We start from the raw sequence: 26452 nt of genomic DNA on the forward strand, positions 1-26452 counted from the left end.
CAAGGCAAAAAAGCCGGCCAACGGAGATGACGGCATGACCCAGATGGCAATCACCCGCGACCGCACCACCCCAGCACGTCGCCTGCAAGCCGAGCGACTCGTCGGCCCCGCCGCCCTGCGTGAAGCCCAGGCCCTGCGCTTTCGCGTGTTCAGCGCCGAATTCGATGCCAAGCTCAAGGGTGCCGAGTTGGGCCTGGACATGGATGACTACGACATTCACTGCCAGCACATCGGCGTGCGTGACCTGAATAGCGGCCTGCTGGTGGCCACCACCCGCCTGCTCGATCATCAGGCCGCCGCCAGCCTCGGACGGTTCTACAGCGAAGAGGAGTTCAGCCTGCACGGCCTGCCACATCTCGAAGGTCCGGTGCTGGAAATCGGCCGCACCTGCGTCGACAGCGCCTACCGCAACGGCGCCACCATCGCCGTGCTCTGGGGCGAACTGGCCGAGGTCCTCAACCAGGGCGATTACCGCTACCTGATGGGCTGCGCCAGCATCTCCATGCAGGACGGCGGCATCCAGGCCCAGGCGATCATGCAGCGCCTGCGCGAACGCTACCTGTGCACCGAACATCTGAGGGCCGAGCCGAAGACTCCGCTGCCGACCCTGGAGGTGCCGAGCAACGTCATCGCCGAGTTGCCACCGCTGCTCAAGGCTTACATGCGCCTGGGCGCGAAAATCTGCGGCGAGCCCTGCTGGGATCCGGACTTTCAGGTGGCCGATGTGTTCATCCTGCTCAAGCGCGACGAACTCTGCCCGCGCTACGCCCGCCACTTCAAGGCGGCGGTCTGAACCAACATGACTTGCAGGATCGCCCGGCGCTGTGTAGACAGTGCCGGGCCATGTCGTCTGTTTGGAGTACCCGATGAAGAAGCTGCGCCTGTACCTGCGAATGCTGCGCCTGCTCGCCATCATCGGCCTGGTTACCCTGCTGGCCGGGGTGGTGAATCTGCTGGAGCGTTTGCTGCGACGTGACCTGATGAACCTGCGTCAGCGCATGAGCCGCTGGTTCTTTGCGCGCATGAGCAATGCCCTGCCGTTCCGCCTGAGCGTGCACGGCGAACTGCCACAGGAGCCGATGTTGTGGGTCAGCAACCACATCTCCTGGACCGATATTCCGCTGCTCGGCATGCTCGCTCCGCTGTCGTTCCTGTCCAAGGCCGAGGTGCGTTCCTGGCCGCTGGCCGGCTGGCTGGCGCACCAGGCCGGCACCCTGTTTATCCGCCGCGGCGCGGGCGACAGCAGCCTGCTCAACCAGCAACTCGGCCACCATCTGGGACAGGGCCGGCCGCTGCTGATCTTCCCGGAGGGCACCACCACCGACGGCCAGGTCCTGCGCACCTTCCACGGTCGCCTGCTGAGCAGTGCCATCGATACCGGGGTGGCGCTGCAACCGGTCGCCATCCGCTACCTGCGCGACGGTCAGCCCTGCATGATCACGCCCTTTATCGGTGACGACGACATGCTCTCGCACCTGTTGCGCCTGCTCGCCAGTGACCCTATCGACGTGCAGATCCGCCTGCTCCAGCCGATCGCCAGCACCACGCTGAATCGCAACCAGCTGGCACGCCGCGCCCACGCCGCCGTGGCCAGCGCCCTGGACGTGGACAGCGGGACCCAAGCCAGGGCCGCGTGATCAGCGTTTTTTCACGGCCTCTCAGCCCTGTGGCGGCACGCAGAGAATGTCACACGGCAACTCGGCCAGCAGCGCCGCGGCGACACTGCCGAGCAGCAACCGCGGCAGCCCCTTGCGCCCATGCGTGGCGATCACCAGCAGGTCGGCTTGTACCTCCTGCAACTCCTGGGCAACCACCTGCCGGGGTTCGCCTTCGCGCACTCGCACGCAGCCATCGGGCAGGGTCATACCGGCATCGTGCAGGTTGCCAAGTAGCGTCAGCAAAGCCTCCTCGGCCTGGGTCTCGAGCAAGCGATGATCGATCGCCGCCTCCGTCAGCATGCCCATGGGAAAGGGCTCCAGGGCATGCAGCACCGTGCACTGCTGCAGATCGAGCAGGCCCAGCCGCTCTGCACTGATCATGGCCTGCACGGCGCCGGGCGACAGGTCCAGCGCCGCCAAGGCATGTCGGTAATCGGCAGCGACCGGTTGCGCGACGCGCAGTACCGGCAGATGACTGCCACGGATCAGGCGCTCCACACTGGTGCCCTGAAAGAAGTCGCGCAACGGCGTCTTGCGGTGGCAGCCGACCACCAGCAGGTCGGCGCCCATACCCAGGCAGGCCTCGAAGATGATCGGTTCGACCTCGCCGCTGTTCACCACCACCCGCGGCAGGCTGCCGGTCTGTGCGGCCAGTTGCTGCGCCTGCTCGTCGAGCAAGCGCTTGACCCGTTGCACATGCTCGGCGACGAAGTCCTTCGGCGCATCGTCATCGACCACATGAACCAGGGTCCAGTCACCGCCACCCTGCTTTTCGATCAACCGGGCTGCACGCTCCACGGCATGCGCCGAACGCGGGGAAAGGTCAGTCGCCACCAGTAGCTTGATCATCTCGTTCACCGTGTCAGGCTGTGCGTGTCTGAACATTCGACCGCAAAACATGCCCGGGGGTTTTGATGCAGATCAGCGCAGGCCCCGCGAATAGGGCTACTGTGCCAACAGTGCAATTATGGAGATGGCTGAATGGAGACCCAACAACCCGTTCACGCCGCAACAGACTGGCACGCCCTCGATACACAACAGGCGCTCGACAAGCTGCACAGCAACTCGACGGGCCTCGCCGAGGGCGAGATCGCCAGCCGCCTGCAACGCTATGGGGCCAATCGTCTGCCACCGCCCAGGCGCCGCGGCCCGCTGTTGCGCCTGCTGCTGCAATTTCACAACCTGCTGCTGTACATGATGATCGCCGCGGCGGCGGTCACCGCCCTGCTCGGACACTGGGTGGATACAGGGGTGATTGTCGTCGTGGTGCTGATCAATGCGCTGATCGGCTTCATTCAGGAGGGCAAGGCCGAGCACGCCCTGGATGCCATTCGCGACATGCTGTCGCTGCATGCCATGGTCCTGCGCGACGGCGAACGCCGGGAAGTCCCCGCCGAACAGCTGGTGCCCGGCGATATCGTCGCCCTGGTTTCCGGGGACAAGGTGCCCGCCGACCTGCGCCTGCTCAGGGTGAAGAATTTCGTCGTCGAGGAAGCGGCGCTGACCGGCGAGTCGGTGCCAGTGGAGAAGTCCATCGCACGCTCGGCCGCCGACGCCGTGCTCGGCGACCGTCGCTGCATGGCCTACTCCGGCACCCTGGTCAGCAGCGGCCAGGCCCTCGGCCTGGTGGTGGCCACAGGCCCGGCCACCGAACTGGGACGTATCGGCAGCATGCTGCAGCAGGTGCAGTCGATTTCCACGCCGCTGCTGCGGCAGATCGACGGCTTCAGCCGCTGGCTGAGCGTGGCCCTGCTGGTCCTGGCGATCGTCACCTTCGCCCTCGGCACCCTGTGGCGCGAGCAGGATCCGGCGCAGATGTTCATGATGGTGGTGGCGCTGACCGTCGCGGCGATCCCCGAGGGATTGCCGGCGATCATGACGGTGATTCTGGCCCTCGGCGTGCAGCGCATGGCCCGGCAAAACGCCATTGTGCGGCGCCTGCCGGCGGTGGAAACCCTCGGCTCGGTCACCGTGATCTGCACGGACAAGACCGGCACCCTGACCCGCAACGAGATGACCGTGCAACGGCTGGTCAGCGCCGATCGCGTCATCGACGTCAGCGGAGTCGGTTACGCCCCCGCCGGAGGCTTTCATCTCGCCGGCGCGCCCCTGGCGATCGATCGGGCCCTGCTCGAGATCGGCCGCGCGGCGCTGTTGTGCAACGATGCCCGGCTGGAGGAGGACGCCGCCGGCAACTGGCTGCTGCACGGCGACCCGACCGAAGGCGCACTCGCCACCCTGGCCCTGAAAACCGGCCTCGCCGCACTGGAGACGCAGGCCGAGCTGCCGCGCAGCGACGCCATTCCCTTCGAGTCGGAACACCGCTTCATGGCCACCCTGCACCATGACCATAGCGGTCATGGGCTGATCTACCTCAAGGGCGCCCCCGAGCGACTGCTGGAGATGTGCAGCCAGCAACGCGCGGCCGACGGCGACCAGCCGCTCGATGCGGACTACTGGCGGCGCCAGGCCACTGACCTGGCCGCCCACGGCTTGCGCCTGCTGGCCATTGCCAGCCGCCCGGCCGATGCCGAGCAACGCAGCCTGAGTTTTGCCGATGTGGAACAGGGTTTCACCCTGCTCGCCCTGTTCGGCATCATCGACCCGCCACGCGCAGAGGCCATCGCCGCGGTGGCCGAATGCCGCAGCGCCGGCATCGCGGTGAAGATGATCACCGGCGATCATGTCGAAACCGCCCGCGCCATCGGCGCGCAACTGGGCATCGGGGTTGGCCGGCCGGCCCTGACCGGTGCCGAAATCGAACTGCTCGACGAACGTAGCCTGCGCGAGTTGCTACCCGGCATCGAGGTGTTCGCCCGCGCCAGCCCGGAACACAAACTGCGCCTGGTGCAGGCCATGCAGGCCAACGGCGAAGTGGTGGCGATGACCGGGGACGGGGTCAACGATGCGCCGGCACTGAAGCGCGCGGATGTCGGCGTGGCGATGGGCCACAAGGGCACCGAGGCGGCCAAGGAAGCGGCGGAAATGGTCCTCACCGACGACAACTTCGCCACCATCGCCGGGGCCGTGCGCGAAGGCCGGGCGATCTACGACAACCTGAAGAAATTCATCCTGTTCGTCCTGCCCACCAACGGCGGCGAAGCCCTGATCGTGATCGCCGCCATCCTGTTCCAGCTGAATCTGCCGCTGACCCCGGCCCAGGTGCTGTGGATCAACATGGTCACCTCCATCACCCTGGCCCTGGCCCTGGCTTTCGAACCGTCCGAGCAAGGCCTGATGATTCGTCCGCCACGCCCGCCGGCCGAGCCGCTGCTCACCGGCTTCTTCGTCTGGCGCGTGCTGATGGTCTCGCTGCTGATGATGGGCGGCGCCCTCGGCCTGTTTCTCTGGGAAATGCGGCACGGCAACAGCCTGGAGAGCGCGCGCACCATGGCCGTCAACACCGTGGTGATGTGCGAGATGTTCTACCTGGTGAACAGCCGGCATATCTTCGCCTCGGTACTCAGTCGCGAAGGCTTGCTCGGCAACCCCAAGGTGCTGCTGGCCATCGCCGTATGCCTGGCGCTGCAACTGTTGTTCACCTACGCACCGCCCATGCAGCAGGTATTCGGCTCCACCGCACTGGGCGGCGCCGAATGGCTGCGCGTGGTGCTGGCCGGTTTGCTGCTGTTCAGCGTCGCCGAACTGGAGAAGGCAGTGATCCGCCGCTTTCACCTGCATCCTCATGCAGTGGGCTGAACACGCGGCACACCCTACCCGACGTGGCGCCCGGGCGTAGGGTGCGCGGGGCCGCCTAGGCCGTGCGCACCAGCTGTGCCCCGGATTGCATGCGAGCTACAGCTCGCCGCGGGCGAAGGCCATCAACTCGGGGTAGAACTGGTGGAAGTCCTCGCTCAGCGGCAGATACAGGCGCTCCAGTTCGCCCAGGCTGCCGTCCAGCACGCCGGGCCGTGACAGGCGTCGGCCCATGCCGGCAATCACCTGCTCCAGCACGGCGAAATCGCGGTAGCTGCCCAGCCAGTCCTGGGCCGCCATGCGCGGCGCAATCAGGGCCAGACGCCCGGGCAGAACCGGCTCATCGGCCAAGACCCGATACACCCGCCCGGTGAACTGCGTCAGCGGCTCGGCGGCGTAGTCCGACCAATTGCGCGCCAGGCAGTGGTCGAAGAACAGGTCCAGGAGGATCCCGGCATAGCGCCGCCGCTCGGCGGGGAAGCGCGCACGGGCCTGGGCCAGCAGCGCATGGCTGTCGGTAAAGGCATCGATGCGCCGATGCAGGATGATCGCCGCCTCGATATCCGCCGGCCACTGCCCGGCCAGCCGGCCTTTGACGAAATCGCCATACAGGCTGCCGAGCAGTTGTGCCGGCGCGTCGCCACCGAGGTGCAGATGAGCGAGGTAGTTCATAGGCCAGAGCTTACACATCAGCGCGGGCAATGAGCACTATCGGCGCAAACGATCTGTGTATCGCCTGGGACCGATATACAGTTCACCCCATCGCGATATGGCGCGACAGCAACCCTGGAAACGACACCAATGCCCATCGATATCGATGAAGTGATCAAAGCCCTGGCCCACCCGGTGCGCCGCGACATCCTGCACTGGCTGAAAACCCCCGAGGCCTATTTCGCCGACCAGGATCACCCGCTGGAGATCGGCGTATGTGCCGGCAAGATCGACCAGCGTACCGGGCTGTCGCAATCGACGGTCTCGGCCCACCTGGCGACCCTGCAACGGGCCGGTCTGGTGACCAGCAAGAAGGTCGGCCAGTGGCACTTCTTCAAACGCAACGAGGACGCCATCCGGGACTTTCTGCGCCACATCAGTCACGAACTTTAACCAACCCTACCCCTGCGCCTGAACGCACGCTCAGGGCAGGCCAGCCGATGGAGAATCACCCCATGCCGACACTTTTCGACCCGATCAAGATCGGTGACCTGGAACTGAACAACCGCATCATCATGGCGCCGCTGACCCGCACCCGCGCCGACAAGGGTCGTGTACCCAACGCGCTGATGGCCGAGTACTACGTGCAACGTGCCTCCGCCGGACTGATCATCAGCGAGGCCACCGCGGTCACGCCCATGGGCGTCGGCTACCCTGACACTCCTGGCATCTGGTCCGACGCCCAGGTGCGCGGCTGGAGCAATATCACCAAGGCGGTGCATGCCAATGGCGGCAAGATCGTCCTGCAACTGTGGCACGTCGGGCGGATATCCCACCCCAGTTATCTGAACGGCGCCGCGCCGGTTGCGCCCAGCGCCATCGCGCCGGCCGGGCATGTCAGCCTGGTGCGCCCGATCACTGAATATGTCACCCCGCGCGCCCTGGAAACCGAGGAAATCGCCGATATCGTCGAGGCCTATCGCCAGGGTGCGGAAAATGCCAAGGCCGCCGGTTTCGACGGTGTGGAGATCCACGGCGCCAACGGCTACCTGCTCGACCAGTTCCTTCAGGACAGCACCAACCAGCGCAGCGACCGCTACGGCGGCTCCCTGGAAAACCGCGCAAGGCTAATGCTGGAAGTCACCGATGCGGTGATTTCGGTATGGGGTGCCGGCCGGGTCGGCATGCACCTGGCGCCGCGCGCAGACAGCCACGACATGGGCGACAGCAACCGCGCCGAGACCTTCACCTACATTGCCCGCGAACTGGGCAAACGCGGCATCGCCTTTATCTGTGCCCGCGAGAAGGAAGCCGATGACAGCCTGGCACCGGGCCTCAAGCAAGCCTTCGGCGGCGTATTCATCGCCAACGAGCGCTTCACCAAGGCGCAGGCCAACGCCTGGCTGGCAAGCGGCAAGGCCGATGCCGTGGCCTTCGGCATCCCCTTTATCGCCAACCCGGACCTGCCCGCCCGCCTCGCCGAGGACGCCCCTCTGAATGAGCCGCAGCCGCAAACCTTCTACGGCGCAGGCCCGGTCGGCTATATCGACTACCCACGGCTGTAACGCTGCAGAGCACCGCATACCTGAGGCAATGAAATGAAAAAAGGAGCCCGAAGGCTCCTTTTTCATGACAGTGATTTATCAGTGCAGGATCTGGCTGAGGAACAGCTTGGTGCGCTCGTTCTGTGGGGTGTTGAAGAAGGTTTCGGGATCGGCCTGTTCGACGATCTCGCCCTTGTCGAGGAAGATCACCCGGTTTGCCACGGTGCGGGCAAAGCCCATCTCGTGGGTCACACAGAGCATGGTCATGCCGTCTTCGGCCAGCCCGATCATGGTGTCCAGCACTTCCTTGACCATCTCCGGATCGAGCGCAGAGGTCGGTTCGTCGAACAACATGATCTTCGGCTTCATGCACAGCGCCCGGGCAATCGCCACGCGCTGTTGCTGGCCGCCGGACAACTGCCCCGGGTACTTGAGGGCCTGCTCGGGGATGCGCACGCGCTCGAGGAAGTGCATGGCGACTTCTTCGGCCTGACGCTTGGGCATCTTGCGTACCCACATCGGCGCCAGGGTGCAGTTCTGCAGCACGGTCAGGTGCGGAAACAGGTTGAAGTGCTGGAACACCATGCCCACTTCGCGGCGTACCGCTTCGATGTGCTTGAGGTCATGGGTCAATTCGGTGCCATCGACCACGATGCGCCCCTGCTGGTGTTCTTCCAGACGGTTGATGCAGCGGATGGCGGTGGACTTGCCGGAACCGGACGGACCGCAGAGGACGATACGCTCGCCCTGCTTGACGTTCAGGTTGATGTCCTTGAGCACGTGGAACTCGCCGTACCACTTGTGCACGCCCTCCATCAGGATCATCGGCTCAGCGCTGGTTTGTTTGTTTGCTACAGACATTGAAATAACTCCTAACGCTTGTGGCCAGTGTTCAGCTTACGTTCCAAATGCATGGAATAGCGGGACATGCCGAAACAGAAAATCCAGAAAACCAGGGCGGCAAATACATAGCCTTCAGTGGCCATGCCCAGCCAAGCCGGATCGGTGGTGGCTTGCTTGATGCTGTTGAGCAGGTCGAACAGGCCGATGATGATCACCAGACTGGTGTCCTTGAACAGAGCGATAAAGGTGTTGACGATACCGGGGATCACCAGCTTCATGGCTTGCGGCAGAATCACCAGGCCCATCATCCGCCAGTAGCCCAGGCCCATGGCCGCAGCGGCTTCGTACTGGCCCTTGGGAATGGCCTGCAGGCCACCGCGCACCACCTCGGCGATATAGGCCGACTGGAACAGGATCACGCCGATCAATGCGCGCATCAGCTTGTCGAAGCTCATGCCTTCGGGCAGGAACAACGGCAGCATCACCGACGACATGAACAGCACCGTGATCAAGGGCACGCCGCGCCAGAACTCGATGAAGGTCACGCAGATCACCCGGATCGCCGGCATGTCCGAGCGTCGTCCGAGCGCCAGCACGATGCCCAGCGGCAAGGCGCCGGCGATCCCCACGGCAGCGATCACCAGGGTCAGCATCAAACCGCCCCATTGGCTGGTGGCCACTTCGCGCAGACCGAAGAAGCCGCCATTCAGCAGCCAGTAGGCCAGCAGTGGATAGACCACCAGAAAACCGAGGCCATACATGGCCTTGCGCGGCATGGCCGAGATGAACAACGGTGCGGCACCGATGATCGCCAACCACAGGGTCAGGTCGACGCGCCAACGCAGCTCGGTCGGGTAGAAACCGTACATGAACTGGCCGAAACGCTGCTGAATAAAGACCCAGCAAGCCCCGCCCGAGGTGCAGTCGGCACGGGTCGTACCCACCCAGTCGGCATCGATCAAGGCCCACTGGATCAACGGCGGTACGATCAACCAGATCAGGTAGGCGGCGAACAGGGTCAGCAGGCTGTTGAACCAGCTGGAGAACAGGTTGGCGCGCAGCCAACCGAGTACGCCGACGCTCAGCAGCGGTGGCGGTAGATCGGGTTTGAAAGTATGAGTGCTCATGGCTTGTCCTCTAGCGTTCGATCAGCGCCATGCGCTTGTTGTACCAATTCATCAACATGGAGATGCTGATGCTGATGGCCAGGTACACACTCATGGTGATGGCAATCACCTCGATGGCTTGCCCCGTCTGGTTGAGCACCGTACCGGCGAACAGCGAGACCATATCCGGATAACCGATACCGGCCGCCAGCGAGGAGTTCTTCGCCAGGTTGAGGTACTGACTGGTCAGCGGTGGAATGATCACCCGCATGGCCTGGGGAATGATCACCAGGCGCAGGGTCTTGCCGGCCGGCAGGCCCAGCGAACGGGCCGCCTCGGTCTGTCCATGACTGACCGCCATGATCCCGGAGCGCACGTTCTCGGCGATGAAGGCCGCCGTATAGATGGACAAGGCCAGGGTCAAGGCCATCAACTCGGGAATCAGTACCCAGCCGCCACGGAAGTTGAAACCGCTCAGCTCGGGCGTGCTCCACTGCAGCGGATTGCCGGTCAGCAGCACGGCCAGGCCAGGCAGCACCAGCAACAGCGGTATTGCCCCCAGGGATACCGGAAAGTACCTGCCGGTGGCCTCGAACCGCGCCCTCGACCAGCGTGTCAACAAGACGATGCCGATGATCGCCACCACAACAGCGCCGAAAAAGCTGACAAAGCTGTCCGAGGGGCTTGGCGCCGGCATATACAAGCCGCGGCTGTTGAGAAAGAAGGTCTGACCTATCTCCAGGCTGGCGCGCGGGCCGGGTAGCGAGAGCATGACTGCGAAGTACCAGAAGAAGATCTGCAGCAGCGGCGGGATATTACGGAAAGTCTCGATGTAGACGGTAGCGACCTTGCCGATCAGCCAGTTGGGCGACAGCCGCGCCACACCGAGGATGAACCCCAGAATGGTCGCCAGGACGATGCCGATCACCGACACCAGCAGGGTGTTGAGCAAACCGACGAAGAAGACCCGCCCATAGGTGTGGCTTTCGTTGTAATCGATCAGGCTTTGCGCAATGCCGAACCCGGCACTGTTGTTGAGAAAGGAGAATCCGGAGGTGATCCCGCGCTTCTCTAGGTTGGTCTGGGTGTTGTCGAACAGAAACCAGCCGATTGCCACAATGGCAATAACGGCAATGATCTGGAATAGCCATGCGCGCACCTTGGGGTCGGTCCAGACCGATCCACTTGGGCGCGAGACATTTGCAGGAGTTTGCATAGGAGCCCTCTTGGAACCGCCATGCCCGCATTGGCGGGCATGGCGGGTTCACGTCATCTAGAACATGCCGGCGCCCGGAACGGGGCGCCGGCAAAGACGGTCAGCGCACTGGCGGTGCGTATTGCAGACCACCCTTGTTCCACAGGGCGTTGAGGCCGCGCTCGATCTTCAGCTCGCTACCGGCACCGACGTTACGGTCGAAGCTTTCGCCATAGTTGCCTACTTGCTTGACGATCTGCACGGCCCAGTCTTTCGGCAATTTCAGATCCTTGCCGAACTCACCTTCGGCACCCAGCAGTCGTGCGACATCCGGGTTCTTGGTGGTTTTGGCCATATCTTCGACGTTGGCCGAGGTGAGACCCAGTTCTTCGGCGTTGACCATGGCGAACAGCGACCAGCGCACGATGTTGAACCACTCGTCATCGCCCTGACGCACGACCGGACCCAATGGCTCTTTCGAGATCACCTCCGGCAGTACCACATACTCCTCAGGCGCGGCCAGCTTGATACGCTGAGCGTAGAGCTGCGACTGGTCGGAAGTCAGCACGTCGCAACGGCCGGCTTCGACCGACTTGGCGCTCTCGTCGGAGGTGTCATAGGTAATCGGGGTGTACTTCATGCCATTGGCGCGGAAGTAGTCGGAAAGGTTCAGCTCGGTGGTGGTGCCGGCCTGGATGCACACGGTGGCGCCGTCGAGTTCCTTGGCGCTGGAAACGCCGAGTTTCTTGTTAACCAGGAAGCCCTGACCGTCGTAGTAGTTCACGCCGGCGAAGTTCAGACCCAGGCCGGAGTCGCGCGAACTGGTCCAGGTGGTGTTGCGCGAAAGGATGTCGACTTCGCCGGATTGCAGCGCGGTGAAGCGCTCCTTGGCAGTCAACGGGCTGTACTTGACCTTGGTCGCATCGCCAAACAGGGCAGCGGCCACTGCGCGGCATACATCGACGTCGAGGCCGAAATAATTGCCTTTTTCATCGGCGTAGGAGAAGCCAGGCAGACCATCGCTGATACCGCACTGAACGAAACCTTTCTTCTGTACCGCGTCCAGGGTCGCGCCAGCATGCACGAAGCCGCTGATACCTAGAACGGTTGCGGTAGTCAGAATAGCCAGGGTGGATTTCACCATCTTCATTAAAACCTCCAGTTGCTTTTGTTGTGTTTGGAGTCTCGGCCTCACCTCCGTACCCTTATGGGGCACGTCGATCGTGTCGGCAGCAACGCGATCAACCGGGGATCAGACCTCAGCGAGAGTCTAGTAGCCGTTTGTTTCATCGGCCATTAAAACGCTCGCTCGCCCATTGGTCGAATGAGCTAGAGACGGATAGCGATTCGCTTATCGGCAAACATGCAGCGTTTGCCGAGTCTTGTGGAAACCCCCAACAAATGGCTTCCCGTCTGTTCCATACCCGGTTTGGTAGCAGTGTTACCGTCCCGGGCTACAGCTTCAGTCCCGGTTGGTTATAGCAAAGCCCGTACCAAAGCTTCGCCTTTGCCACCATACGGACAGGTCAAGCGCAAAACTTGTAACCTTGCGACATCTTCTTCACAGATTAGCCTCTCACTGAAATTTCAGGTGCCCTAAAGATGCACACCTGCACCACACCGGAGCTACCCATGAGCGACCCGTTGATCCTTCAGCCCACACTCGCTGCCGACGCCTGCGTCATTTGGTTGCACGGCCTGGGGGCCGACCGCTATGACTTTCTCCCCGTGGCCGAAGCGCTACAGGAGCGGCTGCACAGCACCCGCTTCGTCCTGCCCCAGGCGCCGACCCAGGCGGTGACCATCAATGGTGGCTGGGCCATGCCCAGCTGGTACGACATCCTGGCCATGAGTCCGGCACGAGCGATCAACCGCGAACAACTGGAGGCATCGGCCCAGCAGCTGATCAGCCTGATCGAAGCGCAGCGCGACAGTGGCATCGACCCTGCCCGGATATTTCTCGCCGGGTTCTCCCAGGGCGGCGCCGTGGTGCTGCACACCGCCTTCCTGCGCTGGCAGGGGCCGCTCGGCGGAGTCATCGCGCTGTCCACCTACGCGCCAACCTTCAGTGACGAAATGCAACTGGCGGATACAAAAAAACAACTGTCGGTACTCTGCTTGCATGGCAGATTCGACGATGTTGTGCAGCCCGCCATGGGCCGCACGGCCCACGACCAACTGACCGCCTGCGGCGTCGCCGTGCAGTGGCGCGATTATCCGATGGCCCATGAGGTGCTGCCGGAAGAGATCCGCGACATCGCCGATTGGCTGGCGCAGCGGCTGAGCACGCCAATGCCACGAGCCGAGAACAACACATGACCAACCAGCCCATCATTCGCGGTTTAGCCGATATCGAGCTGATCGAAGCCACGCCACTGGCCGAACGCAACCTGCCGGTCAGCACCTACGAGCTGATCCGCCGCACGGCCGCGGCGCAGCCGCAGGCACCGGCGCTGTCCTTTATCCTCCAGGGTAGCGGCGACAACCCCGTCTATCGGCTCAACTACCAGGAACTGCTGGACAAGATCACCCAGACCGCCAACGCCTTTCACCGTCTTGGCCTGCGCCCGGGCAAGGCCGTGTCGTTCCTGCTGCCCAACCTGCCGCAGACCCACTTCAGCATCTGGGGCGGCGAAGCGGCCGGTATCGTCAACGCGATCAATCCGCTGCTGGAACCCGAGCATATTGCCGAGCTGATCCAGGCCTCCGACTCCGAGTTGCTGGTGACCCTGGCGCCCTTCCCCGGCACCGACCTGTGGGCCAAGGTCGAGTCGCTGCGCGGCCAGCTCCCAGGCCTCAAGGCGGTGATCTGCGTGGACATGGCCAACCTGCTGCCCGAACCGCAGCGCAGCGCGCTCAAGACGCAACGCGGGCCGCTACCGGAAGGTGTGCTGGACTTCGACGAGCTGATCGCCGCCTGCCCGGCCGACCAGCTGGAAAGCGGCCGCCAATTCCGCCCGGACGATATCGCCAGTTACTTCCACACCGGCGGCACCACCGGCACCCCCAAGCTGGCCCCGCACAGCCACGGCAACGAAGTGGCGATGGCCTACAGCATGAATCTGGTGACCCGTTTCGCGCCAGGCGACGTGACCCTCTGCGGCCTGCCGCTGTTCCACGTCAACGGCGTCATCGTTACCGGCCTGACGGCTTTCGGCGGCGGCGCCGAAGTCCTCCTGGCCACCCCACAGGGCTATCGCAACAGCGCACTGATCGAGAATTTCTGGCGCATCATCGAGCGCCACAAGGTCAGCTTCTTCAGCGGCGTGCCGACCATCTATGCCGGCCTGCTGCAGGTGCCCAGCGAAGGCTACGACCTGAGCTCGCTGAAGTACGCCCTGTGCGGCGCCGCGCCGATGCCGGTGGAGCTGATCCGTCAGTTCGAGGCCAAGACCGGGCTGACCCTGATCGAAGGCTACGGCCTCACCGAAGGCACCTGCGGCACCTGCGCCAATCCGCCCGCCGGCGAGCGCCGTCCCGGCTCGATCGGACTGCGCATGCCCTACTGCGAAGTCAGCATCAAGCTGCTCGACGAACAGGGCCGCTACCTGCGCGATGCCGCACAAGATGAAATCGGCAACCTGTGCATCCGCGGCGCCACTGTGTTCAAGGGCTACCTGCAAGCCGGCAAGAATGCCGGCATCTGGGTCGACGGCGACTGGTTCAACAGCGGCGACCTGGGGCGCATCGACGCCGACGGCTACATCTGGCTGACCGGGCGCAGCAAGGACCTGATCATCCGCGGCGGGCACAACATCGACCCGCAGATGATCGAGGAAGCCCTGCACAGCCACCCCGCCGTGGCCCTGGCCGCTGCAGTCGGCAAGCCCGACGAGAAGGCCGGCGAACTGCCGGTGGTCTACGTCCAGCTCAAGCCGGGCAGCCAGGCCAGCGAAGCGGATCTGCTGGGCCATGCCGCCGCGCACATCTCCGAACGTGCCGCCGTGCCCAAGGACGCCTGGATCATCGACGCCATCCCAGTCACGGCGGTGGGCAAGACTTTCAAACCCACCCTGCGCCTAGATGCCATTCGGCGGGTCTATCAAGCGGCAGTGGCCGAACTGGATAGCGCCATCCGTGTCGAGGTGCTCAGCGACGAGCGCCTCGGCCAGCTCGCCCACATCCATCTGCCGCGCCGCGAAAGCCAGCTGGAGCAGGCCGTGAGCAAGTGCCTGGCAGGGTTCGCGGTACCCATCCAGTTGCACGGCAGCGACTGACCAGCCTGGCTGAGCGCCAGCGTAATCCGGGGCGAGTCTCCCGGATTACGCCCAGAGGTTGTGCAAATATCGAGCGCCATCGCAAGGCTGCCTCCAGGCGGTCACCTGGCGCAACGCTGCAGCGGGTGTTTGGAGGCGTTCGCAGAGGCGTTCGCAGAGACTGGCCGCCGCAGGCGAGCGTTTTTTCACAAGCGCCCACGGCATGACAGGAGGATCGCCCCGGCTCGCGCTTTCTATACAGGTATACAGGCGCTTACTGCACCTGAGCGCACCGCCACAATCGCGGAGCTTGCCACCTGACCAGGCACGTGCCTGCCAACTGCTGAGACCTGCGGGACGCTGGGATGCGCCCAACTGTGACTCACCCCGCAACTATTCGGCGTGGGTCAGCCACACTTTTTACGAGGATTGTCAGCCCCACGCCACAGGCATATTCTGCGCGTTGGTATTCGTCCATACGACAGGGAGTGTTCGTGATGTCCGCCATGTTTTCCAGGCTGTTGCGCAGCCGCCCCGCGCCATGAAAACCTCACGGCAGCAGGCCGATCTGCAGCAAGTCCGACAGCTGAAACTGTTCAAGAATGTCGCAACTGTCAGCGTCAACCGAGTGCTCCGGGAGTTCCGCGCCTGCGACCTGGGGCCTGGCGAAATCCTCCTCTCGCCGTTCAACCGCAACCAGCACCTCTACCTTCTGCTCGAAGGCCAGCTCAAGGTCTACCTCGGCTCGCTGGACAACCCGCCGATAAGCACCCTGCAAGCCGGCGACTGCGCCGGGGAAATCAGCTTTATCGACAACCACCATCCTTCTGCCTATGTGGTGGCGACCGAGCCGAGCAGTGTGTTGCGCCTGCACCGCGAGTCACTGACCAAGCTGTTCCAGCAATCGCCACAGCTGATGCACAACCTGCTGGAACTGCTCTGCACCCGCCTGCGCCAGGGCAACCTGCTGATTCTCAACAGTGAGCAGAACGCCAATATCGACACCCTGACCGGCGCGTTCAACCGCCGCTGGCTCGAACATGTCTACGCACGCGAAAGTACCCGCTGCGCCTTCAACGAACAGCCATTGAGCCTGCTGATGCTGGATGTCGATCACTTCAAGGCGTTCAACGACCAGCATGGTCACCTGGCTGGCGACTATGCCCTGTGCCTGGTAGCCCACACGCTGCGCAATCAGCTGCGCCCCAAGGACAGCCTGATACGCTTCGGTGGCGAAGAGTTTGTCATTCTCCTGCCGGAAATTACCGACGCGGAAGCCCGTAGCATCGGCGAACGGCTGCGCCAGAGCCTCGCTAACGTCACGTCCTTCTATTCGCCAGTCGGTATGTTGCCCGGTGTCACTGTGTCCATAGGCCTGGCACAAATGGCCCCGAAAGACAGCCTGCAGAACCTTATTGCCCGGGCCGATAGCGCGCTCTACAAAGCCAAGCAGCAGGGGCGCAACTGCCTCTGTTAGCGCCCGCCGATAACCCTGCCGGGCAAACTTTGCTTGCCCGGCCAGCCGCAGCCCGCACTTCAGCCAGCCAGCGCCCCCGTGCGCAGGGCCTCGGCCCATCTATCCGGCACGGCAACATAGCCGATAACGAGCGCCAGCCATGGTACTTCGCCGCGCCGGCTTCTTGCTTTACACTGGCAGCCGTTCACTCCTTAACCAATTGACGAGATGACCGTGCTCAAAGCACTCAAGAAAATGTTCGGCAAAGCCGAGGGCGAGCAGCCCAGCCCAACCAGCACGTCTGCTTCGCCAACCACGCCCCGTAGCGGCGACAGCACACACGAGCAACGCAGCCGCACGGCCAAGACGCATAACCCGGTCAGCCCTAGCGGTAGCACAGCCGCTGCGGCGGCAGTCAGCCAAGAAAAACCCGCAGCCAAGGCCGACAAGCCCCGGCGCCAGCGCACAGCCAAGCCGGTGGACACCTGGAAGCTGGAAGACTTCGCGGTCGAACCAGCCGAAGGCAAGACCCGCTTCCATGACTTCAAGCTCTCCCCCGAGCTGATGCATGCGATCCACGACCTGGGCTTCCCCTACTGCACACCGATCCAGGCGCAGGTGCTGGGCTTCACCCTCAAGGGCCAGGACGCCATCGGCCGCGCCCAGACCGGCACCGGCAAGACCGCCGCCTTCCTGATCTCGATCATCACCCAGTTGCTGCAGACCCCGCCGCCGAAAGAGCGCTACATGGGTGAGCCGCGCGCGCTGATCATCGCGCCGACCCGCGAGCTGGTGGTGCAGATTGCCAAGGACGCCGCGGACCTGACCAAATACACCGGGCTCAACGTGATGAGCTTCGTCGGCGGCATGGACTTCGACAAACAGCTCAAGCTGCTCGAGTCGCGCTATTGCGACATCCTGGTGGCCACTCCGGGCCGCTTGCTCGACTTCAACCAGCGCGGCGAAGTGCACTTGGACATGGTCGAGGTGATGGTGCTCGATGAAGCCGATCGCATGCTCGACATGGGCTTTATCCCCCAGGTGCGGCAGATCATCCGCCAGACCCCACCGAAGAACGAGCGCCAGACCCTGCTGTTCTCCGCCACCTTCACCGAAGACGTGATGAACCTGGCCAAGCAGTGGACGACCGAGCCGGCCATCGTCGAGATCGAGTCGGAGAACGTGGCCAGCGACACCGTCGAGCAGCATGTCTACATGGTCGCCTCCAGCGACAAGTACAAGCTGCTGTACAACCTTATTGCACAGAATGACTGGATCCGGGTGATGGTGTTTGCCAACCGCAAGGACGAAGTGCGACGCATCGAAGAGCGCCTGACCCGCGACGGCATCAGCGCCGCCCAGATGTCCGGCGACGTGCCCCAGCACAAGCGGATCAAGACCCTGGAAGGCTTCCGCGAAGGCAAGATCCGCGTGATGGTCGCCACCGATGTGGCCGGCCGCGGGATTCACGTCGACGCCATCAGCCACGTGATCAACTACACCCTGCCGGAAGTACCGGACGACTACGTGCACCGCATCGGTCGTACCGGTCGCGCGGGCGCCAGTGGCACCTCGATCAGCTTCGCCAGCGAAAACGATGCCTACGCCCTGCCACCCATCGAGCAACTTCTGGGGCGCAAGATCAATTGCGAAATGCCGCCAGAAGTGTTGCTCACGCCGGTGCCGCGCAAACACTAACCTCGCGGTAGACAAACCAAAGGCGAAGCTCAAGGGCTTCGCCTTTTTCATTGCCCCCATCTCTCCCGGCTGAACACACCGCGCACCCTACTGCCTGAAATACCGCGCCCTCACCGCCGCTACCGTCGCCTCGCGCAGCAGGCCGATAAACAGCTGTTCCACATCGCTCAGCAGCTGGTTTTCCGGGGTGACCAGGTACACCTCGTTGACCGGCAATTCGTCGTAGGGCGGCAGCTGGAACAGCAGCTTCTGCGCCACGAAGGGCTTGGCCCCCTCCACCGTCAGGGCACCGAAGCCGAGGCCGGCGAGGATCAGTCGGCGCACTTCCTCCTCGTTGGGCGACACCGCCACCAGGCGGCCCCAGAACTGCTGCTCGGTACGCACCGAGCTGACCGCGCTAAGGCCCTCGCCGGGCTGGTCGCTCTCGAAGGAGACGTAGGCCAGGCCGCGCAGGTCCGCCGCGGTCAGGTTGTCGCGGCCGAATAGCGGGTGGCGCGGGCCGCAGTAGAAAGCCATCTGCTCGTAGCCAATCAGGTCGAAGTGCAGGCCGGTCTGGGCGGTCTTCTTGTTGCTGATGCCGATATGCAGGCTACCCCGGGCCACCGCGTCGACGATGTCGGCGCTGGGCTGGGAGCTGAGGCTGATCAGCACATTGGGATAGAGGCGGTGGAACTGCGTCAGGCTGTCGTCGAAGGGTTGGCAGCTGACATGGCTGGCGACCTGGATATGCAGCTCGCCGAGCACCGCGCCGGCCTCGCCGGCGTACTGCTCGGCCATCTTGTCGATGATGCTGCCGGCCGAGGAAATGTACTCGTAGACCCGCAGGCCCTGCTCGGTGAGGGAGAACATGCCCTTCTTGCGCTGGATCAGGCGCATGCCCAGGTGTTCTTCCAGGCGCTTCAAGGCATTGCTGACGCTGGGCTGGCTAAGCGACAGCTTGCGCGCCGCGCCGGTGATGCTGCTTTCCTCGACTATCACCAGAAAGGTGTACAGCAGGTTCCAGTCCAGGTTGCGCAGCAAGCGCTCGCGGGGCGACAGCATGATCGGTGGTTCTCCCAGGCAGGCCGTCATATCGGCCAGTCGGGCAACAGTGCACCGCCCGCGGCCCCTAGCGCAAGGCTATAAGGCCATAGGGCTGCGTAGGGTGCGCCGTGCGCACCGGCAATCCGCAACCGGCTGGTGCGCACGGCGAACCCTAGCTGCCGCTCAATCCAGATCATGGGCCAGCAGATCGCGGTACTCGCCACGGCGACGGATCAGCCGGCTGCCCTGCTGCAGGTCCACCAGCACCACAGCAGCGGATTGCCGACCGCAATACTGGCTCATCATCTCCAGGGCGTAGGCCCCCACGTCCAGCAGGGCAACTACATCGCCCATGGCGGTGGCCGCCGGCAGCTCGCGCAGGTTGGGCTGGTGCACCAGCACCTGCTCCAGCACGGCGCGATACTGAGCCAACGCCGGCTCCTCGACTATCAGGTCCGCCACCGCGCCCTCGCCTTCTATGTCGTAGTAGGTGTCGCTGCTGTCGCACAGCGGCCCGGCCATGCGGCAGTGGTGGGTGTCCCGATCATCGGCGCGGGAGGCATTGAGCATATGGAAGTACCAGCCGTTATACAGGTCGAACAGCACACTGTAGCCGGCGTCCAGATAGAACACCGGGCGACCCTGGCGCTGCTTGTGGGCCTCGATACGGGTCAACAGGATGGCGGTATCGCTGACCATGCTGCGCCCCGGCTCGACGATCAGCTCGATCTGCTCACCCAAAGCCAGGGCCATGGGTTTGATCAGGTGCTCGGCGAGCTGGGCGAAGTCGATCTCGGTGCGGTAGTTGGCGCAGTAGTGCGGGGCCACCGAGTCGAAATTCTCCTCGGCGCTGCTGTAGTTCTTGGGGAAGCCGCCGCCCAGGTTCACATGCTCCAGTGGGTAAGGCAGGCGCTCGCTGACCTGACGCACATAGTCGATCAGAAACTGGGCCTCGGCCTGGTACACCGCAATATCGGTGATCTGGGTGCCGATATGAGCATGCACCCCCACCAGCTTGAGCGCGGCGGGATGGGCCAGGATCAGCTCGATGGCATCATTCTGCTCGGCGGCGGTCATGCCGAACTTGGAGGTCGAGGTGCCGGTTTGCCAGCCGGCGGCGGCACCGCCCTGGATCTCCGGGATGATGCGCAGACTGACCCGGGCCTGCTGGTTCAGCTCCCCTGCCAGTGCGAGAATGCGCGAAAGCTCCGACAGCGAATCGACGTTGATCGCCTTGATCCCGGCGGCAATCACCTCGCGCAGCTCGCCCACCTGCTTGGCCACGCCGTTGAACACCATCTGCGCCGGGGCGAAGCCGGCGATCTGCGCCTTGTAGAACTCGCCGCCGGAGTTGACCTCCAGATCCAGACCGCAGTCCTTGAACACCTTGAGCACCGCCAGGTTGGCGCAGGCCTTGCTGGCAAAGCAGACCCGGGTCTTGGCGTGTACCCGGCGGAAGTTGTCCAGAATATCCCGGGCATTATCGCGCAGCTTGCTTTCCGAATAGACGAACAGCGGCGAGCCATAACGCTCGACCAGTTCGATGGCGTTGATCCCGTCGATCAGCAGCCGATTGTGGGCACTATTAAGGTGCTGCTGTCTTTTCCAGGGGTGCAGGGAGACGACTTGGCTCATGGGTATTGCTCACTCAAAAGGTAGGGTGCGCCATGCGCACCATCTCGTTATTGGGTTATTAGGGCGTCATTGCCCGGCGGTGCGCACAGCGCACCCTACGTCGCCAGCAGGCGGCGCAGGTTGTCCGATTGCGGGGCGTTGAACAGCTGTTCGGGGCTGCCCTGCTCCTCGATCCGGCCCTGGTGCAGGTACACCACCTTGGATGACACCTCGCGGGCGAAGCGCATCTCGTGGGTGACCATGATCATGGTGCGGCCTTCCTCGGCCAGCTCGCGGATCACCAGCAGCACCTCGCCCACCAGCTCCGGGTCCAGGGCCGAGGTGGGTTCGTCGAACAGCATCACCTCGGGGTCCATGGCCAGGGCGCGGGCGATGGCCACCCGCTGCTTCTGCCCACCGGACAGGCAGTCGGGGTACATCTGGCACTTCTCCAGCATGCCGACCCGGGCCAGCAGCTGCTTCGCCTGGTCCTCCACCTCATCGCGCGGGCGGCGGTGCACCAGACAGGGGCCGAGCATCACGTTCTCCAGCACCGTCATGTGCGACCACAGGTTGAACGACTGGAAGACCATGGCCAGGCGCGCGCGCACCCGTTCGATCTGCCGCTGGAAACGCCGCGAGCGCACGCCACGGCGGTTGGTGCCCAGTTCCAGCTCCTCGCCGTGCACGCGCAGGCAGCCACTGTCGGGGAACTCCAGCAGGTTCATGCAGCGCAACAGGGTGCTCTTGCCCGAGCCACTGGAGCCGATGATGCTGATCACATCGTGCTTCTCGGCGGTCAGCGAGACGCCCTTGAGCACCTCGATCCCAGCGAAGGATTTGTACAGGTTCTCCACCTGCAGGGCGGCGGTCTGGGGGATGCTTGCAGTCATGGCGACACTCCGGCGGAAACCCGCTTCGAGGGGGGCGCGGTGGCGGTGGATGGGGCCTGGCGTACCCGTTGGTGACGAGTCAGGCACAGCTCAAGACGGTGCCAGAGCCAGACGAAGGCGCTGGTCATCAGCAGGTAGAGCAGCGCCGCCCAGAGGTACACGGACAGGTCGAAGGTTTGCGAAAAGATGCGCCGGGTCTGCCCCATCACATCGAACAGGGTGATCACGCTGACCACCGCGCTGCCCTTGAGCAGCAGGATGATTTCGTTGCCCAGGGCTGGAAAGGCGATGCGGTAGGCATTGGGCAGGATGATCTTGCGGTAGCGGTTGAAGCTCGACAAACCCATGGCGACGCCCGCCTCGATCTGCCCGTAGGGCACGGCGCGCAGACCACCACGCAGGATCTCGATCTGATAGGCCGTGGAGTTGAGAACGAAGGTCAGCAGCGCGCAGTAGTAGGGGTCGCGGAAGAACCACCAGAGCCCCAGCTGGCTCAGCTCGGCGCGGAACTGACCCGAGCCGTAATACACCAGAAACAGCTGGGCCAGCAGCGGCGTGCCACGAAGGAACGAGACGAACAGGCGAATCGGCCAGCGCAGCAAACCGCGCTCGCTGCAGCGGACGATGGCCAGGGGCAGCGCCAGGGCGCAGGCCAGCAGAGCGCCGATAACGGTGAGCTGCAGGGTCAGGCCGGCACCGGCCAGCAACTGGCCGGAGAAGCGCGTGAGGAGTTCCATCATGCTGCCTGCCCTCCCGTGCGGTAACCGCGGTTGGCGCGGCGTTCCATGCGGGCCAGTAGGCACTCGCAGAGCAGGCACACCAGCCAGTAGGCCAGGCACACCACGAGGAAGAACAGAAAGGGCTTCTTGGTGGTGCCCACGGCGATATTGGCCATGCGCATCAGGTCGCTCAAGGCGATCACCGAGACCAGGGCGGTGTCCTTGAGCAGGTTGATCCACAGGTTGCCCAGCCCCGGCAGGGCCAGGCGCAGCAACTGCGGCAACTCGATCACCCGGAAGATGGTCAGCCGACGCAGGCCCATGGCCTGTCCCGCTTCGCGCTGGCCTCCGTCCAGGGCCTGCCAGGCACCGCGCCAGACTTCGCTGGAATAGGCGGCGAAGACCAGGCCCAGGGCCAACACCCCTGCGATAAAGGGGCTCAGCTCGAGATAGCCGGCGTCGGGGCTGTACCAACGCAACAGGGCGTTCAGGCCCATGCCCACGCCGTGGTAGATGATAAACAGGGTGAGCAGCTCGGGCAGGCCGCGCAATGTGGTGCTGAACGCCAGGGCCAGGGCCCGCGCCGGGCGCGCGCCGAACAGTGCCAGCGCCGCCACCAGCAGGCCCAGCAGCAGGCCGACCGGCAGGGTGGTCAGTGCCAGGGCCAGGGTGACCCCGAGGCCCTGCAGCAACTCGTCGCCCCAGCCGGCGTCACCGAAGCTCAGGTAGGTGAGCCAGTCCATAACAGATCCTCTTCTCGTTGAGCAGATGGGCCTTATTGGCTCACTGCTCCAGGGTCAGCAGATTGACCGAGAAGAACTTGTCGTTGATGGCCTGGTAGGTGCCATCGGCGATGATCGAGGCCAGGGCCTGGTTAAGCTGCTGACGCAGCGCTTCGTCCTCCTTGCGCAGCGCCATGCCGACGCCCTCGCCGACATATTTCGGGTCGCTGATCGGCGCGCCGGCCATACGGCAGCAACTGCCATCCTCGGACTTCAGGGTCCATTCGAGCATCGGGATCATGTCGCCGACCTGGGCATCCAGGCGTCCGGACACCAGGTCCAGGTTCACCGCATCCTGGGTCGGATACAGGCGCACATCGGAGTCGGGGAACATCGCCATCAGGTAATCCGCCTGGGTGGTCGCACCCTGGGCACCGATGGTCTTGCCGGCCATGGCCGCCGGGCTGAAATCCTTGAGTTCGGAATCCTTGGGCACCACGAAGGTCATCGCCGATTTCTGGTAGGGATCGCTGAAGGCGACCTTCTGCCGGCGCTCCTCGGTGATAAACATGGAGGCGATGATCACATCGTACTTACGCCCCAGCAGCGCGGGAATTATGCCGTCCCAGTCCTGGGCCACCAGGCTGCACTTGGCCTGCATGCGCTCGCACAGGGCCTTGCCGATCTCGATATCGAAGCCGGCCAGTTGGCCGTCGGCGGTGTAGTAGTTGAACGGCGGGTAGGCACCTTCGGTGGCGAGACGCAGGGTCGGGCCTTCGGCGGCCTGGGCAGCAGCGAACGGCAGGACACCGATGCTGGCGCAAAGCAACAGGGAGCGGAGAGTCTTATTCATCTTGTTTTCCTCTGGAATCGTGGTTCGCTGTGAAGCCGGCCATCACCCGCAAGCCCACTTCAAATCGCACTGGATGACCAATCGGCCACCGCCGCGAAGCAAGAATCCGCCCGCACCTCACATTTATCAAATGTATATTTATTATGTTATGCATAGCACTCAGCTATGTGTTTATCCGCAACATCCTTGCGCTCGACACCCTGCATTCAAGGTGACACCGGGCTGTCTAACCGTGCTTGATGCGCCTTGCGCAGTCCCCCGCAGGCCCATGGCAAATACACCCCATGCAGCCTTTACCGTGGAGCTTTGCCCCAGAGGTCCAGTAACAACATCTCCACGCGCGAGATCGGTGACGATGCGCCCCTGGCAGACCTGTTCGGCGGCGAGGTCGACGAACGGAACATCGGCCCCTGCGAAGAACTCAACTGGGACGGGCAGAAGATTCGCTCGGTCGGCAGCGAGCTACGCGACGCCCAGGGCGTGCCGATTGCAGTGCTGTGCATCAACCTGAATATCTCGCTGTTCGAAAGCGCCACGGCTGTCCTGGCTCTGTTTCGCTCCCCGGCAAGCTGGTCCCCCTGCCGGACACACTGTTGCGCGAGGACTGGCGGAGCGCATCAACAGCTTCCTGCACAGCGGACCAACCGGCTGACCCGCGAGCACAAGCGCGAACGGGTCGAGACAGCGCACGCCGAAGGTGCATTCAAGGGCAAGAGTGCCGCCAACTACGTGGCCAACCTGCTGAACATGGGCCGCGCGACTGTGTACAAGCACTTGAAAGAGATCAAGAAAGAAACGGCGACAGGCTCGGAGTGGCGTTCCAGCTCACGCACCAGGGCGTCCGGGTCCAGGCTGGCCGGATGCTCTAGCAGCCTGTCGAACTTAACGCTGTCCTACTGCGGAAAAGCCGGCTTTGCCCAGTTTTGCTGCTCTTTCTCGTTAAATAGCCAGCTATTTGCCTCGAAAGAGCAGCAAAACTGAATCAATCCGGACTTCCCCTCGCTACGGACGGTCAAGTCCGACAGGCTCCTAGCGATTGGCCGCCGCGACTATCAGTTGCTTCATCTCCACTACCGCCTGCTTGAAGCCGACGAACAGGGCATGGGCGACCAGGGCGTGGCCGATGTTCAGTTCGTTGATCCCGGGGATCGCCGCCACCGCCTCGACGTTGTGATAATGCAGGCCGTGCCCGGCATTGACGATCAGGCCATGGGCCAGGCCGCAGGCCACACCGTCGCGAATTCGCGCCAGCTCCCTGGCCGTTTCGACCGGCGTACTGGCATCGGCATAGCGCCCGGTATGCAGCTCGATAGCAGGCGCACCGACGCGCTTGGAGGCTTCGATCTGTTGCGGGTCCGGGTCGATGAACAGCGAGACTTCGCAACCGATCCGGCTCAGGCGCTCGACCGCGGCGCGAATCCGCGGTTCTTGCCCAGCCACGTCCAGGCCGCCTTCGGTGGTCAGCTCCTGGCGGGTTTCCGGCACCAGGCAGACGTGCTCGGGACGAATGCTTTCGGCGAAGGCGAGCATCTCTTCGGTGACGCCCATCTCGAAGTTCATGCGTGTCTGCATGACCTCCCTGAGCACCCGCACGTCACGCTCCTGGATATGCCGACGGTCTTCGCGCAGGTGCACGGTGATGCCATCGGCACCCGCCTCCTCGGCGTCCAGCGCGGCCTTGACCGGATCCGGGTAACGCGTACCGCGGGCCTGGCGCAGGGTCGCCACATGGTCGATGTTCACACCCAGCAAAATACGATTGGCGTCAGTCACGTGATGGCTCCTTGAGCGTCATGAACAGTTCGCGGCTGACCAGCGGTCGACCGCCTAAATGGGGCGCCAGGGCCTGGCGCATCAGGCGTTTGGCCGCGGCCAGGGCGCCTGGAACGCTCCAGTCGACCTCGGCCATGGCGAGCAATTCGCTGCCGTGGAACACCCCCGGCTGCAACTGCCCGACCGCCTCCAGGCCGGCATCGGCTTGCAGGCGATAGAGGCCCGCAGCGACGATCGGCTGGCCGAGCCGATCCATATCAAGGGCGAAACCATAGCCCAGCTCATCGAGCAAACGCCATTCAAAAGAACGCAGCAAGGGCTCCAGCGCACGGCCCTGGGCCAGCGCCAGCACGGTCATGGCGTAGTGGTCGAACGTCGCCGGGTGGGGGTCCTGCTCAGGCAGCAGGCGGATCAGCAGCTCGTTCAGATAGAGACCACTGAACAGGGCCTCGCCGCGCAACAGGTTGGGGATACCGGCGGCTTCGAGACGGCTGACGTTTTTCAGCTCGCCGCGCCCGCGAAACTCCACTTCAAGCGGTACGAATGGACGCGCCAGAGTACCGGCCTTGCCCCGCGCGCCGCGCATAACTGCGCGCAGGCGACCTTGCGGGGTGAGAAAATCCACCAGTGCACTGCTCTCGCGGTAGGCACGGCTGTGCAGAACATAGGCGGGCTGAGAGGTCATGGATTGTTGACTGCCACGTTCCGTAGGATGGGTTAGCCGCCAGCACTACACTCGAATCAAGGCAGCGTTTCTGCGTGCGGCGTAACCCATCATTGCGTTGTGCCTGCCAATGCCTTGTTGGGTTACG

23 protein-coding genes and 1 pseudogene are annotated in these 26452 nt (G+C 63.8%); 10 read left to right on the forward strand and 14 right to left on the reverse strand.

Features of this window, described 5'->3' with window-relative positions:
* Positions 1–34 precede the first annotated feature (34 nt).
* Both olsB and R3355_RS06595 read left to right on the forward strand, forming a co-directional pair.
* Positions 35–793, forward strand: a complete 759-nt coding sequence (gene olsB / locus R3355_RS06590) for an L-ornithine N(alpha)-acyltransferase (protein ID WP_318960561.1) — start codon at positions 35–37, stop codon at positions 791–793.
* A 73-nt stretch (positions 794–866) separates the two neighbouring features.
* Complete coding sequence (locus tag R3355_RS06595) at positions 867–1637, forward strand: lysophospholipid acyltransferase family protein (protein WP_318949060.1); 771 nt, start codon at positions 867–869, stop codon at positions 1635–1637.
* A gap of 21 nt (positions 1638–1658) precedes the next feature.
* On the opposite strand, the gene R3355_RS06600 is transcribed toward R3355_RS06595, so the two are convergent.
* On the reverse strand, positions 1659–2507 hold the full coding sequence (locus tag R3355_RS06600) for a universal stress protein (RefSeq protein ID WP_318960562.1): 849 nt from the start codon (positions 2505–2507) through the stop codon (positions 1659–1661).
* Positions 2508–2639: 132 nt separating this feature from the next.
* Here R3355_RS06600 and R3355_RS06605 point away from each other — a divergent pair, with 132 nt between their 5' ends.
* Positions 2640–5357 carry an HAD-IC family P-type ATPase gene (locus R3355_RS06605; RefSeq protein ID WP_318960563.1) on the forward strand — a complete coding sequence of 906 codons (2718 nt, stop codon included), beginning with the start codon at positions 2640–2642 and terminating at the stop codon, positions 5355–5357.
* A 96-nt stretch (positions 5358–5453) separates the two neighbouring features.
* Here the strand turns inward: R3355_RS06605 and R3355_RS06610 are convergent, their stop codons facing one another.
* Positions 5454–6026 carry an ACP phosphodiesterase gene (locus tag R3355_RS06610; protein ID WP_318960564.1) on the reverse strand — a complete coding sequence of 191 codons (573 nt, stop codon included), beginning with the start codon at positions 6024–6026 and terminating at the stop codon, positions 5454–5456.
* Positions 6027–6155: 129 nt separating this feature from the next.
* On the opposite strand from R3355_RS06610, the gene R3355_RS06615 reads away from it, so the two are divergent.
* Together R3355_RS06615 and R3355_RS06620 are read left to right on the forward strand one after the other, a co-directional pair.
* Complete coding sequence (locus tag R3355_RS06615; protein WP_318949064.1) at positions 6156–6458, forward strand: metalloregulator ArsR/SmtB family transcription factor; 303 nt, start codon at positions 6156–6158, stop codon at positions 6456–6458.
* Between the two features lie 62 nt (positions 6459–6520).
* Positions 6521–7570 carry an alkene reductase gene (locus R3355_RS06620; RefSeq protein WP_318960565.1) on the forward strand — a complete coding sequence of 350 codons (1050 nt, stop codon included), beginning with the start codon at positions 6521–6523 and terminating at the stop codon, positions 7568–7570.
* A 78-nt stretch (positions 7571–7648) separates the two neighbouring features.
* On the opposite strand, the gene R3355_RS06625 is transcribed toward R3355_RS06620, so the two are convergent.
* The 4 genes from R3355_RS06625 to R3355_RS06640 all read right to left on the reverse strand — a co-directional run bounded on the left by R3355_RS06625 (position 7649) and on the right by R3355_RS06640 (position 11843).
* Positions 7649–8410 (reverse strand): amino acid ABC transporter ATP-binding protein, encoded by a 762-nt coding sequence (locus tag R3355_RS06625; RefSeq protein WP_305255832.1) that lies wholly within the window; start codon positions 8408–8410, stop codon positions 7649–7651.
* A gap of 11 nt (positions 8411–8421) precedes the next feature.
* On the reverse strand, positions 8422–9519 hold the full coding sequence (locus tag R3355_RS06630; RefSeq protein ID WP_318960566.1) for an amino acid ABC transporter permease: 1098 nt from the start codon (positions 9517–9519) through the stop codon (positions 8422–8424).
* Positions 9520–9529: 10 nt separating this feature from the next.
* On the reverse strand, positions 9530–10714 hold the full coding sequence (locus R3355_RS06635) for an amino acid ABC transporter permease (protein WP_318960567.1): 1185 nt from the start codon (positions 10712–10714) through the stop codon (positions 9530–9532).
* Positions 10715–10814: 100 nt separating this feature from the next.
* Complete coding sequence (locus R3355_RS06640) at positions 10815–11843, reverse strand: amino acid ABC transporter substrate-binding protein (RefSeq protein WP_318960568.1); 1029 nt, start codon at positions 11841–11843, stop codon at positions 10815–10817.
* A 482-nt stretch (positions 11844–12325) separates the two neighbouring features.
* Between R3355_RS06640 and R3355_RS06645 the strand changes: the two genes are divergently transcribed.
* The 4 genes from R3355_RS06645 (at position 12326) to rhlB (ending at position 18043) form a co-directional block, all read left to right on the forward strand.
* A complete protein-coding gene (locus R3355_RS06645) occupies positions 12326–13012 on the forward strand; it encodes an alpha/beta hydrolase (protein ID WP_318960569.1) in 687 nt (228 codons plus the stop codon).
* The gene (locus R3355_RS06650) at positions 13009–14910 is read left to right on the forward strand and encodes an acyl-CoA synthetase (RefSeq protein ID WP_318960570.1); all 1902 of its coding nucleotides are present in this window, start codon (positions 13009–13011) and stop codon (positions 14908–14910) included. Before R3355_RS06645 ends, R3355_RS06650 begins: the two co-directional genes overlap by 4 nt.
* Positions 14911–15430: 520 nt before the next feature.
* On the forward strand, positions 15431–16366 hold the full coding sequence (locus R3355_RS06655; protein WP_318960571.1) for a GGDEF domain-containing protein: 936 nt from the start codon (positions 15431–15433) through the stop codon (positions 16364–16366).
* 213 nt (positions 16367–16579) lie between these two features.
* Positions 16580–18043, forward strand: coding sequence for an ATP-dependent RNA helicase RhlB (gene rhlB, locus R3355_RS06660; RefSeq protein WP_318960572.1), 1464 nt, complete (start codon positions 16580–16582; stop codon positions 18041–18043).
* Between the two features lie 87 nt (positions 18044–18130).
* Here rhlB and R3355_RS06665 read toward each other — a convergent pair whose 3' ends face one another.
* From R3355_RS06665 to R3355_RS06690, 6 genes are all read right to left on the reverse strand, one after another.
* On the reverse strand, positions 18131–19084 hold the full coding sequence (locus R3355_RS06665) for a LysR family transcriptional regulator (protein ID WP_318960573.1): 954 nt from the start codon (positions 19082–19084) through the stop codon (positions 18131–18133).
* A gap of 165 nt (positions 19085–19249) precedes the next feature.
* Positions 19250–20701 carry a diaminopimelate decarboxylase gene (lysA, locus tag R3355_RS06670; RefSeq protein ID WP_318960574.1) on the reverse strand — a complete coding sequence of 484 codons (1452 nt, stop codon included), beginning with the start codon at positions 20699–20701 and terminating at the stop codon, positions 19250–19252.
* A gap of 95 nt (positions 20702–20796) precedes the next feature.
* The gene (locus R3355_RS06675) at positions 20797–21573 is read right to left on the reverse strand and encodes an ATP-binding cassette domain-containing protein (RefSeq protein ID WP_318960575.1); all 777 of its coding nucleotides are present in this window, start codon (positions 21571–21573) and stop codon (positions 20797–20799) included.
* Positions 21570–22313, reverse strand: a complete 744-nt coding sequence (locus R3355_RS06680; protein ID WP_318960576.1) for an ABC transporter permease subunit — start codon at positions 22311–22313, stop codon at positions 21570–21572. Before R3355_RS06680 ends, R3355_RS06675 begins: the two co-directional genes overlap by 4 nt.
* On the reverse strand, positions 22310–23035 hold the full coding sequence (locus R3355_RS06685) for an ABC transporter permease subunit (protein WP_318960577.1): 726 nt from the start codon (positions 23033–23035) through the stop codon (positions 22310–22312). The genes R3355_RS06680 and R3355_RS06685 overlap by 4 nt, the downstream gene beginning before the upstream one ends.
* 40 nt (positions 23036–23075) lie before the next feature.
* Positions 23076–23867, reverse strand: a complete 792-nt coding sequence (locus R3355_RS06690; RefSeq protein WP_318960578.1) for an ABC transporter substrate-binding protein — start codon at positions 23865–23867, stop codon at positions 23076–23078.
* A gap of 321 nt (positions 23868–24188) precedes the next feature.
* Between R3355_RS06690 and R3355_RS06695 the strand changes: the two are divergent.
* Positions 24189–24659 (forward strand): annotated as a pseudogene (locus tag R3355_RS06695) (helix-turn-helix domain-containing protein); the annotation flags it as partial.
* Between the two features lie 237 nt (positions 24660–24896).
* Here the strand turns inward: R3355_RS06695 and pdxJ are convergent.
* Together pdxJ and recO are read right to left on the reverse strand one after the other, a co-directional pair.
* Positions 24897–25640 (reverse strand): pyridoxine 5'-phosphate synthase, encoded by a 744-nt coding sequence (pdxJ, locus tag R3355_RS06700; protein WP_318960579.1) that lies wholly within the window; start codon positions 25638–25640, stop codon positions 24897–24899.
* Positions 25633–26325, reverse strand: a complete 693-nt coding sequence (recO, locus tag R3355_RS06705) for a DNA repair protein RecO (RefSeq protein WP_318960580.1) — start codon at positions 26323–26325, stop codon at positions 25633–25635. The genes pdxJ and recO overlap by 8 nt, the downstream gene beginning before the upstream one ends.
* Between the last annotated feature and the right edge of the window lie 127 nt (positions 26326–26452).

Source organism: Pseudomonas sp. (assembly GCF_033723075.1).
Classification (GTDB): domain Bacteria; phylum Pseudomonadota; class Gammaproteobacteria; order Pseudomonadales; family Pseudomonadaceae; genus Aquipseudomonas.